Genomic DNA, 17,799 nt, shown 5'->3' with positions numbered 1-17,799 from the left:
CGCCGTCCGCCCGTCCGGGGCCGCCGCCCGGCGCGGCGGTCTCCGGTCCGGCTTCCATGATCCGGCATCCATTGTGGGGGACGGGTCTGACAATCCCGGCGGAGAGCCGCCCCCGGCCACCAGCCCCGCCCTGCGGGCCACCCGCCCGGTCCCGGTCCCGGTCCCAGCCACAGCCACAGCCACAGCCACAGCCACAGCCACAGCCACAGCCACAGCCACAGCCACAGCGGACCGTACGCCCCGAACGGGCGGGTGGGGCGGCCCGACGGTCTCATCCGTCGCGACTGCCCCACCCGGTCGTCCCGTCGCCGTCCCGGCCGTTTCGTCAGCGGCGCGGGCGGCGCCCCCTGCCGGAGCGGCCCTGGTCCCCGTCGTCGAGGTCGCGGCGGTCGCCCAGCAGCTCGTCCGCCAGCGTCGGAAGATCGTCCAGCGGGGTCTCCTCGGCCCAGTCGGGGCGGGGCCGCCGACTGCGTTCCCCGTCCTCCCACCGGCCCTGCGCCGCCTGCGGGTCGCCGATCTGCGGGAGCTCGCGGGTGCGCTCGTTCTCGCCCTCCGGGGCGGAGCCCGCCGGGCGCTCGTCGCGGAAGATGCCCCGCGGAACCCGGTCCTCCGGCCGCGCCGACCGCGTCTCGCGCGCCTGCCCGGCGTCCCGGACCGGCGGAAGGACCGCCGTCTCGTCCGCGGCACCCGGCGCACCGGGCCGGTCGTCGACCTTCGGGAGCATCGCCGTCTCGGCCTCGTCGGAACGCGTGGCCGGCGAGGGCACCTGCTGCGTCACGTCGTTCGGGTTGACGATCGGCGTCGGGACCGTGATCTCGTTCTCCGGCACGGAGGCGGCCGCGGCGGCCTCCGCCCTGGCCCGTTCCGCCGCCTCGGCGGCCTCGGCCTCGGCCTGCCTGCGCGCCTCCTCGGCCCTCAGCAGCGCCTCCTCGGCCTTGCGCTGCTTCTCCAGCCGCAGCGCCTCGGCCTCCTTGCGCTGCCGCGCCTCCTCCTCGGCCTGACGGCGCAGCCGGGCCTGTTCGGCCTCCCGGGCCGCCTCCTCGGCCTCGCGGCGGACCCGCTCCTCCTCGGCCACACGACGGGCTTCCTCGGCCCGCTGCCGGGCCTCCTCCGCCTGGCGTTCGGCCTCGCGGCGCCGCGCCTCCTCCAGCTCGCGGGCCTTGCGCTCCTCCTCCTCGGCACGGAGCTTGGCCAGCTGCGCCTGCCGCTCGCGCTCCAGCCGCTCCTCCTCGGCCTTGCGCGCGGCCTCTTCCTCGGCCTTGCGCCTGGCCTCCTCCTCGGCCGCCCGGCGCGCCTCCTCCCGGGCCTTGATCTCGGCCTCGGAGAGCGGGAGGAGCTGGTCGAGCCGGTGGCGTACGACCGTGGTGACGGCCTCCGGGTCCTGGCCCGCGTCCACCACCAGGTAGCGGGTCGGGTCGGCTGCGGCCAGCGTCAGGAAACCGGACCGCACGCGGGCGTGGAACTCCGGCGGCTCGGACTCCAGCCGGTCGGGTGCCTCGGTGAACCGTTCCCGCGCCGTCTCCGGGTCCACGTCCAGCAGCACCGTCAGGTGCGGTACGAGTCCGCCCGTCGCCCAGCGCGAGATCCGGGCGATCTCGGTCGGGGACAGGTCTCGGCCGGCGCCCTGGTAGGCGACGGACGAGTCGATGTAGCGGTCGGAGATGACGATCGCGCCGCGCTCCAGCGCCGGGCGGACCAGCGAGTCGATGTGCTCGGCCCGGTCCGCGGCGTACAGCAGTGCCTCGGCCCGGTTGGAGAGCCCGGCCGACGACACGTCGAGCAGGATCGAGCGCAGCCGCTTGCCGACCGGGGTCGCCCCCGGCTCCCGGGTGACGACGACCTCGTGGCCCTTGGCCCGGATCCACTCGGCGAGCGCCTCGACCTGGGTGGACTTGCCGGCGCCGTCACCGCCCTCCAGGGCGATGAAGAACCCGTTCGCGGCGGGGGCGACGGCCGGGTCGCCGCCGCGCAGCGCCTCGCGCAGGTCGCGGCGCAGCGGCACGCCGGAGCGGTCGTCCGTCTTTGCGAGCACGATCGCGGCGACGGGCAGCAGCAGCGCGCCGATCAGCATCAGGGTGAAGGCCGCCCCGCCGTGGGCGAAGACGAAGTCCCCGGCGGTCAGCCGGTGGGTGCCGATCGCGGCGGCCAGCAGCGGACCGCCGAGCGCGCCGAGCGCGATGAGGACCCGTGCGACGGCCTGGAGGTGTTCGGTGGTCCTGGCCCGGCGGGTCTCCTCGGTCTCCTGGTCGACCAGGACGTGACCGGTGTGGGCGGCGACCCCGGCCGCGTACCCGGCGAGCACCGCGATCATCAGCACGGTCGCCGTGTCCGGCACGAGGCCCATCGCGAGGAGCGCGATGCCGGTGGTGGCGGTGGCCAGTGCGAGCAGCCGGCGCCGCGACAGGGTCGGCAGGACCTTCCCCGCGGTGCGGATGCCGGCGCCGGTGGCCCCGGTCAGGCCGAGGATCAGCAGGGCGAAGGTGGCGGGTCCGCCGCCCAGGTCGGCGGCGTGCAGCACGGCGACGGCGGCAGCGGCGGCGATGGCCCCGGCGACCGTGGCCGAGGCGGCGACGACCAGCGGGACGGCCCCGGTGCGGCCCTTGTCGGGTCCGCTGCCGGTCGACGGGCGGCGCAGGCCCTCCAGCGGCGAGCGCGGGCGGGGCGTCTGCGTGCCGGGCAGCTCCAGGAAGTACAGGACGGAGATCGAGGCCGAGAAGAGCCCGGCGGCGATGTACGAACCGAGGGCCGCCTGGTGGATCGAGAACCACTCCAGGCCCGAGCCCAGCAGGTTGCCGATGAGCGTGGCGACCAGCAGGACGGCCGCGGCCACGGGGATCGCGGCGAAGTCGGTGCGGATGGAGAGCCGGCGCAGTGCGTCGAGGTGGTCGGGCAGCGGGCGCACGGCGGCGCCCTCGATGGGCGGGGCGGGCAGCAGCGCGGGGGCCGCGCCGTCCTTGGCGACCGTCCACAGGCGTTCGGCCGCGCCGGTCACGAAGACGGTGATGAGGATCATCATGAGTGCCTTGTCGGGCATCCAGTCGATCCACAGCGGCGCGACGATCAGCAGCGCGAGCCGCAGCCCGTCCGTGCCGATCATCAGCCACCGCCGGTCCAGCGGTCCGCCGGGCGCGGTGAGCGTCGTCAACGGCCCCAGGAGCACGGCGCCGAAAAGAAGGGTGGCAAGGATCCGGGCACCGAACACCGCGGCGACGGCGAAGGCCGCCCCCCGGTACCCGGTCCCGAATGAGCCCTCCAGGACCGCCGCTTGCAGCGACATCAGCACCAGCACGAGAAGGGCGAGTGCATCGCCGATACCGCCGACGAGCTGTGCGCTCCACAACCGCTTCAGCGGGGGAACACGCAACAGGGCTCGTACGGCGCGCTCGCGTGAGTCTGCGGCAAGTGTGTCGGAGGTGGGGCTCACGACCGTTGGCTGCTCGGCTCGCGTCATCCGCCCAGCCTATCCGGAGCCGTGGGGTCCCCGGAGGCCCCGTCCGAACATACGGGCGCCCGAGCAGTTCCGGAGCCCATGGTTCACCCGGCGCACCCCGCCCCCGGCCTGTGCGTTCCGTCGCTCCACGTCCGCCCGGCCCGAGGTGCGCGAGCGCCGGTGCGGACGCCGAAGGGGGCCGGGTCTCCCCGGCCCCCCATTGACGTACTCGCCCCGCGGGCGGACACGGCCGCCGGGTCCGCGGGGTCCGACGCGTACGGCCGCTCCGGACCCCGGACCCTTGCGGAGCCCCGGGCTCAGTCCTCCGCGGACGCCGCGGCCGTCGTCTTCTTCGCGGCCGTCGCCTTCTTGGCCGCCGTGGTCTTCTTCGCGGCCGTCGTCTTCTTCGCCGCCGTCTTCTTGGCGGCCGCCGTGGTCTTCTTGGCGGTCGTCTTCTTCGCGGCCGTCTTCTTGGCCGGGGCCTTCTTCGCCGTCTTCTTCTTGGCGGGCCCCTTGGCGCGCTTCTCTGCGAGCAGCTCGTAGCCGCGCTCCGGCGTGATGGCCTCGACGCTGTCGCCGGTGCGCAGCGTCGCGTTCGTCTCGCCGTCGGTGACGTACGGGCCGAACCGGCCGTCCTTGACCACGACCGGGGCCCCGCTCACCGGGTCCGTGCCCAGTTCCTTCAGCGGCGGCTTGGCGGCGGCCCGGCCGCGCTGCTTGGGCTGGGCGTAGATCGCGAGGGCCTCTTCGAGCGTGATGTCGAAGAGCTGCTCCTCGCTGGTGAGCGACCGCGAGTCCGTGCCCTTCTTCAGGTACGGGCCGTAGCGGCCGTTCTGCGCGGTGATCTCGACGCCCTCGGCGTCCTCGCCGACGACGCGCGGCAGCGACATCAGCCGGAGCGCGTCGGCCAGCGTCACCGTGTCCAGGGACATGGACTTGAAGAGCGAGGCGGTCCGCGGCTTCACCGCGTTCTTGCCGGTCTTCGGGGTGCCCTCGGGCAGCACCTCGGTGACGTACGGGCCGTAGCGCCCGTCCTTCGCGATGATCTGGTGCCCGGTGACCGGGTCCGTGCCGAGTTCGAAGTCGCCGCTGGGCTTGGCCAGCAGTTCCTCCGCGTACTCGACGGAGAGCTCGTCGGGCGCCAGGTCCTCCGGCACGTCCGCGCGCTGGTGGCCCTCGGCGTCCTTCTCGCCGCGCTCGATGTACGGCCCGTAGCGGCCGACGCGCAGCTTGATGTCGTTGCCGACGGGGAAGGAGGAGATCTCGCGCGCGTCGATCGCGCCGAGGTCGGTGACGAGTTCCTTCAGACCGCCGAGGTGGTCGCCGTCGCCGTTGCCCGCCTCGGATGCCGAGCCCGCGACGGCCATGTCGTCACCGGCGCCGAAGTAGAAACGCTTCAGCCACGGGACGGACTGGGCCTCGCCGCGCGCGATGCGGTCGAGGTCGTCCTCCATCTTCGCGGTGAAGTCGTAGTCGACGAGCCGGCCGAAGTGCTTCTCCAGCAGGTTGACGACGGCGAAGGAGAGGAACGACGGGACGAGCGCCGTGCCCTTCTTGAAGACGTAGCCGCGGTCCAGGATCGTGCCGATGATCGACGCGTACGTCGACGGGCGGCCGATCTCTCGCTCCTCCAGCTCCTTGACCAGCGAGGCCTCGGTGTAGCGGGCCGGCGGCTTGGTGGCGTGGCCGTCGGCCGAGATCTCCTCGGCGGACAGCGCGTCGCCCTCGGCGACCTGCGGCAGGCGCCGCTCGCGGTCGTCGAGCTCGGCGTTCGGGTCGTCCGCGCCCTCGACGTACGCCTTCATGAAGCCGTGGAAGGTGATCGTCTTGCCGGACGCGGAGAACTCGGCGTCCCGGCCGTCGCCCGCCCGGCCGCCGATCTTGACGGTGACGGAGTTGCCGACCGCGTCCTTCATCTGGGAGGCGACGGTCCGCTTCCAGATCAGCTCGTACAGCCGGAACTGGTCGCCGGTGAGGCCGGTCTCCGCGGGGGTGCGGAAGCGGTCGCCGGAGGGGCGGATCGCCTCGTGCGCCTCCTGCGCGTTCTTGACCTTCCCGGCGTACGTGCGCGGCTTGTCCGGCAGGTAGTCGGCGCCGTACAGCTGCGTGACCTGCGCCCGCGCCGCGGTGACCGCGGTGTCCGAGAGGGTCGTGGAGTCGGTGCGCATGTAGGTGATGAAGCCGTTCTCGTACAGCTTCTGCGCGACCTGCATGGTGGCCTTGGCGCCGAAGCCCAGCTTCCGGCTCGCCTCTTGCTGGAGGGTCGTCGTCCGGAACGGGGCGTACGGGGAGCGGCGGTACGGCTTCGACTCGACGGACCGCACGGTGAACGCGGTGTCGGCGAGCGCGGCGGCCAGGGCGCGGGCGTTCGCCTCGTCCAGGTGCAGCACCTGGCCGGAGCCGGGCTTCAGCTGCCCGTCCGGGCCGAAGTCGCGGCCCTGTGCGACACGGCGGCCGTCGACCGTGCTGAGCCGGGCGGCGAGCGTCGAGGGGTCGGAGGCGTCACCGGCACGGCCGGTGGCGAAGGTTCCGGTGAGGTCCCAGTACTCGGCGGAGCGGAAGGCGATGCGCTCGCGCTCCCGCTCGACGACGAGCCGGGTCGCCACGGACTGGACGCGGCCGGCCGACAGGCGCGGCATGACCTTCTTCCACAGGACCGGCGAGACCTCGTAGCCGTAGAGCCGGTCGAGGATGCGGCGGGTCTCCTGGGCGTCGACCATGCGCTGGTTGAGCTCGCGCGGGTTGGCGACGGCGGCCCGGATCGCGTCCTTGGTGATCTCGTGGAAGACCATCCGGTGGACCGGGACCTTGGGCTTCAGGACTTCCTGCAGGTGCCACGCGATGGCTTCGCCCTCGCGGTCCTCATCGGTGGCGAGGAAGAGTTCGTCGGACTCGGCAAGGAGCTGCTTCAGCTTCCTGACCTGGGCCTTCTTGTCCGCGTTGACGACGTACACGGGCTGGAAGTCGTGCTCGACGTCGACGCCGAGCCGACGGACCTCACCGGTGTACTCGTCCGGGACCTCTGCGGCGCCGTTCGGCAGGTCGCGGATGTGCCCGACGCTCGCCTCGACCACGTATCCGGGGCCGAGGTAGCCCTTGATCGTCTTCGCCTTGGCAGGCGACTCGACGATGACGAGTCGGCGGCCGCCCTGTGCGGTCTCGCTGGTCGGGGACAACTTCGCTCTTCTCTCCGGTCGACGCTCGGTGGGCATCCGGACAGCGCGATGACGCTGCCTACGGTGCTGTCGCTGCGGAGTGTGACGGTACAACCCGCCCCCGTGTCAAACGGCAAAAGCCCGCAACGGCCACTCGAACGGTAACCCGACTTCCGCCATTCCTGCCGCCCGGACCGCCCCGTCCGCCGTGTGCGCGGTCACTGCCTGCGGGTTTCGGGGCACGGTGACGGCGTCATGGGCACCGGGGGTGAGATGTGGACGACCCGGGCGTGTTCCCCGCCACGGCCCGTCGCGCCCCGCGCTCCCTGCCCGCCGTAGGGCAGGAGTGGCTCAGACGCGGGTGAAGCACCACACACCGAGAGCGAGAAAGAGTACGCCGAACACGGTGGCGAGAGTCGCGGAGGCCACGGGGCTCACGCCGTGCGCGACCGGCGCGCGGTGCAGCACGCGCGCCCCCGTCCACAGCAGCAGTGCGGCTCCGAACAGCGCGAACGCCGTTCCGGCGAAGACCGCGGGTCCGCTCTCCATGTCCGTACGCCTCCCTGTCCCGTATCCGGACATCCGGGCCCCGTGTCCGGGTCCCGCATCCGGTCGGGGGTGTGCCGTCCGGCCAGGGGGAGGCTGCCACTGCCGGGCGTCGCCGACGCGAACCCCGGGTGAATGACCGGATTCGCCGCTCCGGCACGCACCACCGGGCGTTCCGGTGCCCACCGCACCACCGCCCCGTACGCCTCATCGGATCGCGCACCGTCGCGGGACCAACCGGAATCCACACCCCCGGCGAGGCGCGGGCGGCGCCGGGCCCGCGCCCGCCGCCGCCGGGGCGGCTCGTCGCCCACGGCGACACGGGTCCGCGCCTACGGCGACATGGGCCCGAGCGGGAACGGAGCCCGTCGGGCCGCCGACCTCGGCGGCCCGGCCGCCCACCGGACCGACGGTCCCGCGGTCCGGCACCCCGGACCCGACGGCCGGAAACCGGAACCGAAGTCACGCGCTCATCCCGCCGACGGCGGCACCGGCTCCAGGAAGCCCTCCTCCACCAGCAGCCGGATGGCCTGCGGGGTCCGGTCGCGCAGCAGCACCGGGTCCTCGTCCATCAGCTGGGCGATCGCGTCCAGGATCCGGCCCGCCGGCAGCGTCCCGTCGCACACGCCCGCGAAACCCGCGCCGACGGCGTCGACCTTCGTCGCGCGCCGCATGCCCCGGTTCTGACGGAGCACCACGTGCTCGGGGTCCTCCGCGCCCGGCAGCCCCACCTGTTCCTGCACCACTTCGGTGGCCAGGGTGAAGTGCCCGGCCAGGAGCGCGGCGTCGTCCTGCTCGCGGAGGTAGTCCTGGCGGGCGAAGTGGGCCTCGACGGCCGGTCCGAGCGGCTGCTCCACCGCGTGCGGCCACTCCTCGATCACGATGGACGGATTCCCGGCGGCGGCCGCGGCGGACCGGCGCAGGGTGATCCAGCCGAAGCCGACACCCTTGGTCCTGCGGGCCTCGAACTCGTCCAGCCAGGCGTCGTACCGCGCGGCGTACTCGGCGGGGTCCGTACGGTGGTCGCCGCCGTCGCGCAGCCACAGCTCCGCGTACTGCGTGACGTCCTGGACCTCGCGCTGCACGATCCAGGCGTCGCAGCCGTGCGGGACCCAGGAGCTCACCCGGCTCTGCCACTCCTCGCCCTCGACGTGCTGCCAGTTGGCCAGGAAGTGGGCGTACCCGCCCTCGTTCAGCCGGTCGCCGGTCTGCTGCACCAGGGTCCGGCACAGGTCGTCGCCGCCCATCCCGCCGTCGCGGTAGGTGAGCCGGGCACCGGGCGAGATGACGAACGGCGGGTTGGAGACGATCAGGTCGTACGTCTCCGTGCCCACCGGTTCGTAGAGGGAGCCCTCGCGCAGCTCGGCCGGGGCGGCGCCGGACAGCGCGAGCGTCAACCGGGTGAACTCCAGCGCCCGGGGGTTGACGTCGGTGGCCGTGACCCGGGTGGCATGCTGCGAGGCGTGCAGCGCCTGGATGCCCGAGCCCGTACCGACGTCGAGCGCGGAGGCGACAGGCGTACGGACGGTGATTCCGGCGAGCGTGGTGGACGCCCCGCCGACGCCGAGGACCACGCCCTCCTCCCGCGAACCGATGCCGCCCGCGCCGCCGACCGCGCAGCCCAGGTCCGAGACGATGTACCAGTCCTGCCCCTCGGGCCCGCCGTACGGCCGCACGTCGACCGCCGCCCGCACCTCGTCGCCGGTGCGGGTCACCCAGCCGTCCTCGACGCACTCGGCCAGCGGCAGCGCCGCACGGGCCCGCTCGTACGGCACCGGGTGCTGGAGCAGGAAGAGCCGGACCAGCGTGTCGAGCGGGGAGCCGCCCCGGGTGGCGCGCAGCGCCGGAACCGTCTCGCTGCGGGCGAGCGCGGCGTAGGCGGGCGCGCCGAGCAGGTCGAGGAGTCCGTCGGCGGTGAAGTCGGCGGCGAGCAGGGCTTCGCGGAGCAGGGGTGAACGGTCGGGCGCGGGGAGGCTGGTCGTACTCACCCACCCATTGTGGCCGCTCCCACCGACAACGGCAGCGGCCCGGCGCCCATCGGGGCCGCCGGGCCGTACGCACAGCCGGTTCCGCGTCCCGCGCCTCCCGTCCGGCGCCGGGTCACGCCTTCTTGCTGGGCGATCCGGACGGGGAGGTGGGGGTGGACGGCTCGGTGGTGGACTTCGGCGTCGAGGCCGTCGGCTTCTGACAGCCCTTCTGCTTGGCCATCGCGGTGCCGACCTCGCCGGACTGGAGCTTCTTCAACGACTCGTCACCGGTGGTGCTGATCTTGTTCAGTTCGTCCGCGATGCCCTTGAGCCCGTCGGCGAACTTCGCCTGGTCCTTCGTCTCCAGGGCGTCGACCTTCTTCTGGAGGTTCGCGTACGCCGCGGAGGAGGCGTTGAGTTCCTTCACGGCCTCCTTCTGCGTGGTCTCACCGCCGTCGACCGGCGGCGGACCGGCCGACTCGACGGCCGAGCCCAGCGCCTTGTACGCCTGCGAGATCTGCTGGAAGGCGGCCGAGTCGGTGCGCTGCACGTCGGCGGGCTTGCTGTTGTCGGCGGTCTGCTGCTGGATGGCGGCGTTCGCGTTCGCGATCTTCTGGAGCTGGGGCTGGACCTGGTCGCAGACCTGCTTGGCCCAGGCGTTCACCTTCTCGCTCTTGTCGTCGTCGCTGCTGCAGCCCGACAGTGCGATCACCAGTACCGCACCGCCGGAGAGTGCGGCCGCTAGCTTCTTGTTCACCGGTTTGGTCCCTTCCAAGGCTCTCGGCCCCGGAACTTACACGGCGGGCGCCCTCCTTCCGCGAGCCGGACGTCCGGTGGATGGCCTTTTGCAGCCATTTGCACCAAGGGAAATGAGGGAGATACAACTCACCCACGCAGCCCCCGGAACCCAGGAACGCCTGAACGAGCAACCACTCGAACGGGGTACGGATTCGACGGCCCGAACCGGCTTGCGGCGCCCCCGCCACGATGCGGCCGGGCGAACGATCGGGCAGGGGCGAAGGAACGGACGGAAGGGCGGCCGGAAAAGCGGGGGAGGAAGCGGACGGAGGAGCGGACGGCACATCAGGACGCACCGCCCGCCGGGGGCAGGGAGCGTTCGTAGAAGTCGGAGGCGGCGGCGTAGGTCTCGCGGCCGAGCGTGCCCTGCGGGGTGCGGCCGTCTTCCTCTTCTCCGGGCTCGCGATCAACGCGGTGTCGCGGTCCGCCGGAGCGGTGGTCTACGAGGTGCGGCGGCAGTTCCGCGAGCACCCGGGGATCATGGACCGCGGCGAGCGGCCCGAGTACGGGCGCGTCGTCGACATCTGCACCACCGCCGGAGCGATGAGCAGCGCGACCAGGTTCATCACCTTGAGCAAGGGGTTGATCGCCGGGCCGGCCGTGTCCTTGAACGGGTCGCCGACCGTGTCGCCGATGACGGTCGCGGCATGGGCCTCGCTGCCCTTGCCGCCGTGATGGCCGTCCTCGACGAGTTTCTTGGCGTTGTCCCACGCCCCGCCGGAGTTGGCGAGGAAGACCGCCATCAGGGTGCCCGTCCCGATGGCGCCCGCGAGGTACGAGCCGAGCGCCCCGACGCCGAACGTGAACCCGACGGCGATCGGCGCCAGGACGGCGAGCAGGCCGGGCGTGGCGAGTTCGCGCAGGGCGTCCTTGGTGCAGATGTCGACGACGCGCCCGTACTCGGGCCGCTCGCCGCGGTCCATGATCCCCGGGTGCTCGCGGAACTGCCGCCGCACCTCGTAGACCACCGCTCCGGCGGACCGCGACACCGCGTTGATCGCGAGCCCGGAGAAGAGGAAGACGACCGCGGCGCCGAGGATCAGTCCCACCAGGTTGTTCGGCTGCGAGATGTCCAGGCTGAGCGTCATCTCACCCGCCCCGGCCCCCACCTCGTCGACCGCCGTGGCGATCGCGTCGCGGTACGAGCCGAAGAGCGCCGACGCCGCCAGGACCGCGGTGGCGATGGCGATGCCCTTGGTGATGGCCTTCGTGGTGTTGCCGACGGCGTCGAGGTCGGTGAGGACCTGCGCACCGGCCCCCGTGACGTCACCCGACATCTCGGCGATGCCCTGCGCGTTGTCCGAGACCGGCCCGAAGGTGTCCATGGCGACGATGACGCCGACGGTGGTGAGCAGCCCGGTCCCCGCCAGGGCCACCGCGAAGAGCGCCAGCATGATCGACGTGCCGCCGAGCAGGAACGCCCCGTAGACGCCGAGTCCGATCAGCAGCGCCGTGTAGACGGCGGACTCCAGCCCGATGGAGATCCCGGCGAGCACGACGGTGGCCGGTCCGGTCAGCGAGGACTTGCCGATGTCCTGGACGGGGCGTCGGCCGGTCTCGGTGAAGTAACCGGTCAGCTGCTGGATCAGGGCCGCCAGCACGATGCCGATGGCGACGGCGACCAGGGCGAGGAGCCGCGGGTCGCCGCCGTGCGAGGTGATCGAGCTGTCGCCGACCCCGTCCAGCTCCGCGTACGAGGAGGGCAGGTAGGCGAAGACGGCCACGGCCACCAGCACCAGCGAGATCACCGCGGAGACGAAGAAGCCGCGGTTGATGGCGGTCATTCCGCTGCGGTCGGCGCGGCGCGGGGCGACCGCGAAGATCCCGATCATCGCGGTGACCACCCCGATCGCCGGGACGATCAGCGGGAAGGCCAGCCCCGAGTCGCCGAAGGCGGCCTTGCCCAGGATCAGCGCGGCGACGAGCGTCACGGCGTACGACTCGAAGAGGTCGGCCGCCATGCCCGCGCAGTCGCCGACGTTGTCGCCCACGTTGTCGGCGATGGTGGCCGCGTTGCGCGGGTCGTCCTCCGGGATGCCCTGCTCGACCTTGCCCACGAGGTCGGCGCCGACGTCCGCCGCCTTGGTGAAGATCCCACCCCCGACCCTCATGAACATGGCGATCAGCGCGGCCCCGAGGCCGAAGCCCTCCAGCACCTTCGGGGCGTCGGCGGCATAGACGAGTACGACACAGGAGGCACCGAGCAGACCGAGCCCCACGGTGATCATGCCGACCACACCACCGGTACGAAAAGCGATCTTCATCGCCTTGTGCGAAACGGCGGTGAGATCTTTTTCCGGTTCTCCCTCCGCGGGCGTCGCCTCACGCGCAGCAGCCGCCACACGGACATTACTGCGCACGGCGAGCCGCATACCGATGTATCCGGTGGCCGCCGAGAAAAGCGCACCGATGAGGAAGAACAACGAACGCCCCGCACGCTGCGACCAGTTGTCGGCCGGCAGCAGCAACAGAAGGAAGAAGACCACGACGGCAAAGACGCCCACGGTACGCAGCTGCCGGGCCAGATAGGCGTTCGCGCCTTCCTGGACGGCGGCCGCGATCTCTTTCATGCGCTCGGTGCCCTCACCGGCCGCCAGCACCTGGCGCACCAGCAACCGGGCCACTACCAGGGCCGCGACGGCCACGACCGCGACGACGACCACGATCACCCGATTGCTGTCGGTGAGCACCGCGGCGGCCAGGGAATCGGGTGGGCCGGAGGGGCCGGAGAATGCGGAATCTTGCGCCAGTCCTGCCAGTGGGGTGTTGAAGATCTCCGCCATACGTCCTCCTTGATGCTCAGCGCTCAAGTCGTGGACGAATTGTAAGGAGCGGGAGCCGATCAAAACAGTGCGCGGTAAATCTAATTGCCCGCAACCGGCCGGTCATTAAATGATCGGGACACGAGGTCGACCCGAATGCAGTAATGGGGCAGGCGCATTTTCCGGGATCGTCGATCACTTGGAAATGAATAAAGGCCCTGCTCAGCAGGGCCTCAAATGGCGGATCGGGAAACGAGAAATGGGCCGGAAGAGGGATGGAACCACGTCCCGGCGGGCGGACCGCCCCCGACGGAGACGGTGATGTGCCCCGGGGCACGCTTCCGGAAACCTCGGCGGAGCGCCTCCCGCGCCCTCCGGGCCTTCCGTGTCCTTCAAGCCTTCCGTGTCTTCAAGTCTTCAAGTCTTCAAGTCTTCAAGTCTTCAAGGAAGGACGTCCACGGGTGCCTTCGGCCAGGTCATGCGGATCACTCCGCCGTTGATCCCCGACCGGACCTCCACGTCGTCGACGAGGCCGCTGATGACCGCGAGACCCATCTGGTCCTCGCCGTCCGCGTCGCTCTCCTGATCCGGTTCGTCGAGCCCCGCGCCGGGCGTGGCGCCGTGTGCCTCGGACGCTCCGGACCGCCCGCCGAGGGTGGGCTCGGCACCCGGCCCCGGCACCTCGTCGCCGACCTCCACCGCGAAGGACTTCTCCTCCTCGATCAGGGCGACGGTGACGGGAGCGGTGATGCCATGGCTGCGGTGCAGCCCGACGGCGCGGCTGCACGCCTCACCGACGGCGAGTCTGACCTCGTCGAGCACGGCTTCGTCGATACCCGCCCGGCGTGCCACGGCGGCGGCCACGAGGCGGGCCGTCCTGACGTGTTCGGGCTGGGCACTGAAGCGGAGTTCAACGGTGGCCATGCGATCCCCCTCAGACGTACGGGCGTGCATCCCAGGGTCCCGGGCCCGCTGCCCGGCGCCCCTGCTCTTCTTCCGGAACCTGCAGGAACGAACTTCTTTGCCGGAACCTGCAGGGATCGACAACCAGCCGACCTGTCCGTCGACCGCCGGACGAACCGGACCGCCGACGCAGGCCACCGGCCGACGACAGACATCCACCAACCGACGGACGCCCACGGACGTCCGCCCGGTGACCGACCCGCTTCCGGGCCGACCGGGCACCGAACGTGCAGCCCGGCCGACGGGCCGCCACCGACCATCACACACCGGTCCGTGCCGACCCACAAACCCCGGGGCGGCAGACCGGCCACCACCTGCCGAACCACAAGCGGTCGACTGCCCGGCATCCGCCCGGCCGCCGATCGGCCGAGCGTCGACCGGCACCCCGGCCGGGCAATGACCCGACCGGCGGACAGCCACACCGACCACCGGCGACACGATCACCCGTCCGACCGGTAGACGGCCGGACCACCCGGCGGACAACCGGGCCGTTCGGCGAGCCCCGGCCGTTCCGGGCAACCTGGTCGGCCACCCGGACACCGAAAGCCCGGCCGGAAGACCCTCCGGCCACCGCCCGGACACCCGACCCCGTACCGAGGCACCGGATCGTTCCGACTCCTTCGGCCGTTCAGGGCTCCCGGCGCCGGTTTCCCGGCCACCGCTCGCCCGTACCCGACCAAATGAGCCGCGCCTCCGACCGCCCGGCAGGGAAGCCGCGCGACCGCCCGGTGACCCGTACACGGCAACCGACCGCCCGACGGGGAAGCCCGTCCGCGTCGCACGGTCCGCCCGCCGGGGTCCGGCACCGAACCGTGCGCCGGCCCGGTGCCGGACCGGCCTCTCGGCCGGCCCGAACGGTGGAACCGGACGTCAGTCGGTGGCCGCGACGGCCTCGTCGACCGTGGTGTGGATCGGGAACACCTTGGTCAGACCAGTGATCCGGAAGATCTTGAGAATGCGCTCCTGGTTGCAGACCAAACGCAGCGAGCCCTCATGGGCCCGGACACGCTTCAGGCCGCCCACCAGCACGCCGAGACCGGTGGAGTCGAGGAAGTCGACGCCTTCCATGTCGACAACCAGGTGGTAGCTGCCGTCATTCACCAACTCGACCAACTGCTCGCGCAGCTTGGGCGCGGTATACACATCAATCTCGCCACCGACCTCGACGACCGTACGGTCGCCACCAGGGCCGGACACATTGCGAGTCGACAAGGACAGGTCCACGGATCCTCCAGCACCTTGCTATCGAGCGGGTCGCCCCTCGGTCTCCCCGGCGGAGCCGGGGAACGGATCGCCAGCCGCGATGGCATTCAATCACTTACCAGCAGGCATGCACGACGCCTTGGGGCCATTGTCCGTCACGCCAGTGACACACTCGGTGCCGATGGCCAAGAATCACCGCCCCAGCCGACCACCCGGGAACGAGGACTCCAGCCCCTCTCCCGACATGGTCCTCGACCGACTCGCCGCAGTGGCGGGCCGGTCCGCGCGCATCACTCATACGGAGCACTTGCCCCCGCGCGCGGGAACCCATGCCATCTGGCCCGATCGCATCCGGCCGGAAGTCGTCGCCGCGATCCGGAAGGCCGGAATCGACCATCCGTGGGCCCACCAGGCGGCGGCCGCCGAGCACGCCCTGGACGGCGAATCCGTGGTCATCGCCACCGGCACCGCGTCCGGCAAGTCGCTCGCCTACCTCGCCCCCGTCCTCAGCACCCTGCTCGACGGTTCCGAGGCCCCGAACGGCCGCGGCTCCACCGCCCTGTACCTGGCCCCCACCAAGGCCCTGGCCGCCGACCAGAGGCGGGCGGTGAAGGAACTCGCGGCGCCGCTCGGCAACGCCATCAGACCCGCGGTCCACGACGGCGACACCCCGGTCGAGGAACGCGAATGGGTGCGTCAGTACGCCAACTACGTCCTGACCAACCCCGACATGCTGCACCGCGGCATACTCCCGTCCCACCCCCGCTGGTCCTCCTTCCTCCGTGCCCTGCGCTTCGTCGTCATCGACGAGTGCCACACCTACCGCGGCGTCTTCGGCTCCCACGTCGCCCAGGTGGTGCGCCGCCTCCGCCGTCTGTGCACCCGTTACGGCGCGGATCCGGTCTTCCTCCTCGCCTCCGCCACGGCGGCGGAGCCCTCCGTCGCCGCGGGCCGCCTCACCGGCCTCCGGGTCACGGAGATCACCGACGACGCCTCGCCCCGCGGCAAGCTCGTCTTCGCCCTGTGGGAGCCGCCCCTGACCGAGCTGCACGGCGAGAAGGGCGCGCCCGTACGCCGCACCGCCACCGCCGAGACCGCCGACCTCCTCACCGATCTGACCGTCCAGGGCGTCCGCTCGGTCGCCTTCGTACGCTCCCGGCGCGGCGCCGAGCTGATCTCCGTCATCGCCAAGGAGCGCCTCGCCGAGGTGGACCGCTCCCTGCCGGGCCGGGTCGCCGCCTACCGCGGGGGCTACCTCCCCGAGGAGCGCCGCGCCCTGGAACGCGCCCTGCACTCCGGACAGCTGCTCGGCCTGGCCGCCACCACCGCCCTGGAACTCGGCGTGGACGTCTCCGGGCTGGACGCCGTCCTCATCGCCGGCTACCCCGGCACCAGGGCGTCGTTGTGGCAGCAGGCTGGCCGGGCCGGGCGCGCCGGCCAGGACGCCCTGGCCGTCCTGGTGGCCCGCGACGACCCGCTGGACACCTTCCTCGTCCACCACCCCGAGGCGCTGTTCCAGCAACCGGTGGAGTCGACCGTCCTCGACCCGGACAATCCGTACGTCCTCGCCCCCCATCTGTGCGCCGCCGCGGCCGAGCTCCCCCTCACCCGGCCCGACCTGGATCTCTTCGGCCCCGCCGTGGCCGAGCTGCTGCCGCAGCTGGAAGCTGCGAAGCTGCTGCGCAGACGGGCCACGGGCTGGCACTGGACCCGCCGCGAGCGCGCCGTCGATCTCACCGACATCCGCGGCGAGGGCGGGCGCCCCGTCCAGATCGTCGAGGAGGGCACCGGCCGGCTCCTGGGCACCGTCGACGAATCGGCCGCGCACACCGCTGTCCACGAAGGCGCCGTCCACCTCCACCAGGGACGCACCTACCTGGTCCGGAAGCTGGACCTGGAGGACTCGGTGGCCCTGGTCGAGGAGGCCGTCCCGCCGTACTCGACCACCGCGCGCGACACCACTTCCATCGCCGTCCTGGAGACCGACACCGAGATCCCCTGGGGTGACGGACGACTCTGTTACGGCTCCGTCGAGGTGACCAACCAGGTCGTCTCCTTCCTGCGTCGCAAACTGATCACCGGCGAGGTCCTCGGCGAGACCAAACTGGACCTGCCGCCCCGCACCCTGCGCACCCGGGCCGTGTGGTGGACGGTCACCGAGGACCAGCTCGACGCCGCCCGGATCAACCCGGAGATCCTGGGCGGGGCCCTGCACGCCGCGGAGCACGCGTCGATCGGGATGCTGCCGCTCTTCGCCACCTGCGACCGGTGGGACATCGGTGGCGTCTCCGTGCCGCTGCATCCGGACACCCTGCTGCCCACGGTCTTCGTGTACGACGGCCACCCGGGCGGCGCCGGATTCGCCGAACGGGCCTTCCACACCGCCCGGGCCTGGCTGACCGCGACCCGCCGGGCCATCGCTTCCTGCGAGTGCGAGGCGGGCTGCCCGTCCTGCATCCAGTCCCCCAAGTGCGGCAACGGCAACGAACCGCTGCACAAGCGCGGCGCCGTGCGGCTCCTCACGGAACTCCTCCGCTCCGCCCCGCAGCCTCCCGAAGAACCGGGTCCCCCGGAGCCGACCCCTTCGAAGCCGAACCCGGGGCAGGATCCGGGGCCGGAGTCGGGGCCGGGGCCGGAGCCTTCGGAGTCAGGGCCTTCGGAGTCGGGGCGGCGGCGGTCGGAGGACCGGCCCGGGACCTGATCTCCGATTCGTACGGCCCGAACCCCACTCGGGCCGTCACATCGGCGACCTCCCCGTCCACCACACACCGCACCAGCGCCGCCCCCTGTGCCTCGGCCACCTTCCCGGCGGCCCCACAGGCCGTCCCGGGGCCTTGCAGGGCCCGATCCGCCGCTGCCAGGGCCGCCAGGTCCGCCGCACCGCCGGCCCGGTGCCGGACGACCACCACCTGCCCGATCGCCAGCACCACCGCGAACACCGCGCACAACGTGGCCGTGGTCATCGCCACCCACAC

The 17,799-nt window shown here is 72.3% G+C and carries 8 protein-coding genes and 3 pseudogenes; 2 read left to right on the top strand and 9 right to left on the bottom strand.

Annotation, left to right across the window (positions count from 1 at the left end; genetic code table 11):
- Positions 1–325: 325 nt before the first annotated feature.
- The 5 genes from tmk to EAO76_RS37250 form a co-directional block, all read right to left on the bottom strand.
- Positions 326–3,451 carry a dTMP kinase gene (tmk, locus tag EAO76_RS37270; RefSeq protein WP_187438936.1) on the bottom strand — a complete coding sequence of 1,042 codons (3,126 nt, stop codon included), beginning with the start codon at positions 3,449–3,451 and terminating at the stop codon, positions 326–328.
- A gap of 296 nt (positions 3,452–3,747) precedes the next feature.
- A complete protein-coding gene (topA, locus tag EAO76_RS37265) occupies positions 3,748–6,606 on the bottom strand; it encodes a type I DNA topoisomerase (RefSeq protein ID WP_148840653.1) in 2,859 nt (952 codons plus the stop codon).
- A gap of 330 nt (positions 6,607–6,936) precedes the next feature.
- Positions 6,937–7,134: a hypothetical protein gene (locus EAO76_RS37260; RefSeq protein ID WP_148840652.1), complete on the bottom strand. Its 198-nt coding sequence runs from the start codon at positions 7,132–7,134 to the stop codon at positions 6,937–6,939.
- Positions 7,135–7,601: 467 nt separating this feature from the next.
- A complete protein-coding gene (locus EAO76_RS37255; RefSeq protein ID WP_148840651.1) occupies positions 7,602–9,119 on the bottom strand; it encodes a class I SAM-dependent methyltransferase in 1,518 nt (505 codons plus the stop codon).
- Positions 9,120–9,231: 112 nt separating this feature from the next.
- Positions 9,232–9,855 (bottom strand): small secreted protein, encoded by a 624-nt coding sequence (locus tag EAO76_RS37250; RefSeq protein WP_148840650.1) that lies wholly within the window; start codon positions 9,853–9,855, stop codon positions 9,232–9,234.
- A gap of 455 nt (positions 9,856–10,310) precedes the next feature.
- Between EAO76_RS37250 and EAO76_RS47815 the strand changes: the two are divergent.
- Positions 10,311–10,376 (top strand): annotated as a pseudogene (locus EAO76_RS47815) (hypothetical protein); the annotation flags it as partial.
- A 38-nt stretch (positions 10,377–10,414) separates the two neighbouring features.
- Here the strand turns inward: EAO76_RS47815 and EAO76_RS37240 are convergent.
- The 3 genes and pseudogenes from EAO76_RS37240 to EAO76_RS37225 all read right to left on the bottom strand — a co-directional run.
- Positions 10,415–12,679 (bottom strand): annotated as a pseudogene (locus tag EAO76_RS37240) (sodium-translocating pyrophosphatase); the annotation flags it as partial.
- Positions 12,680–13,099: 420 nt separating this feature from the next.
- Positions 13,100–13,582, bottom strand: a complete 483-nt coding sequence (locus EAO76_RS37235; protein ID WP_148840649.1) for an ATP-binding protein — start codon at positions 13,580–13,582, stop codon at positions 13,100–13,102.
- A 909-nt stretch (positions 13,583–14,491) separates the two neighbouring features.
- Positions 14,492–14,845, bottom strand: coding sequence for an STAS domain-containing protein (locus tag EAO76_RS37225; protein ID WP_003967428.1), 354 nt, complete (start codon positions 14,843–14,845; stop codon positions 14,492–14,494).
- A gap of 79 nt (positions 14,846–14,924) precedes the next feature.
- On the opposite strand from EAO76_RS37225, the gene EAO76_RS37220 reads away from it, so the two are divergent.
- Complete coding sequence (locus EAO76_RS37220; protein ID WP_148840647.1) at positions 14,925–17,525, top strand: DEAD/DEAH box helicase; 2,601 nt, start codon at positions 14,925–14,927, stop codon at positions 17,523–17,525.
- Between the two features lie 40 nt (positions 17,526–17,565).
- Here the strand turns inward: EAO76_RS37220 and EAO76_RS37215 are convergent.
- A pseudogene (locus EAO76_RS37215) lies at positions 17,566–17,787 on the bottom strand (Rv3654c family TadE-like protein); the annotation flags it as partial.
- Between the last annotated feature and the right edge of the window lie 12 nt (positions 17,788–17,799).

Source organism: Streptomyces sp. sk2.1, assembly GCF_008120935.1.
Lineage (GTDB): Bacteria > Actinomycetota > Actinomycetes > Streptomycetales > Streptomycetaceae > Streptomyces.
This window is presented reverse-complemented; position numbering and strand designations above follow the sequence as displayed.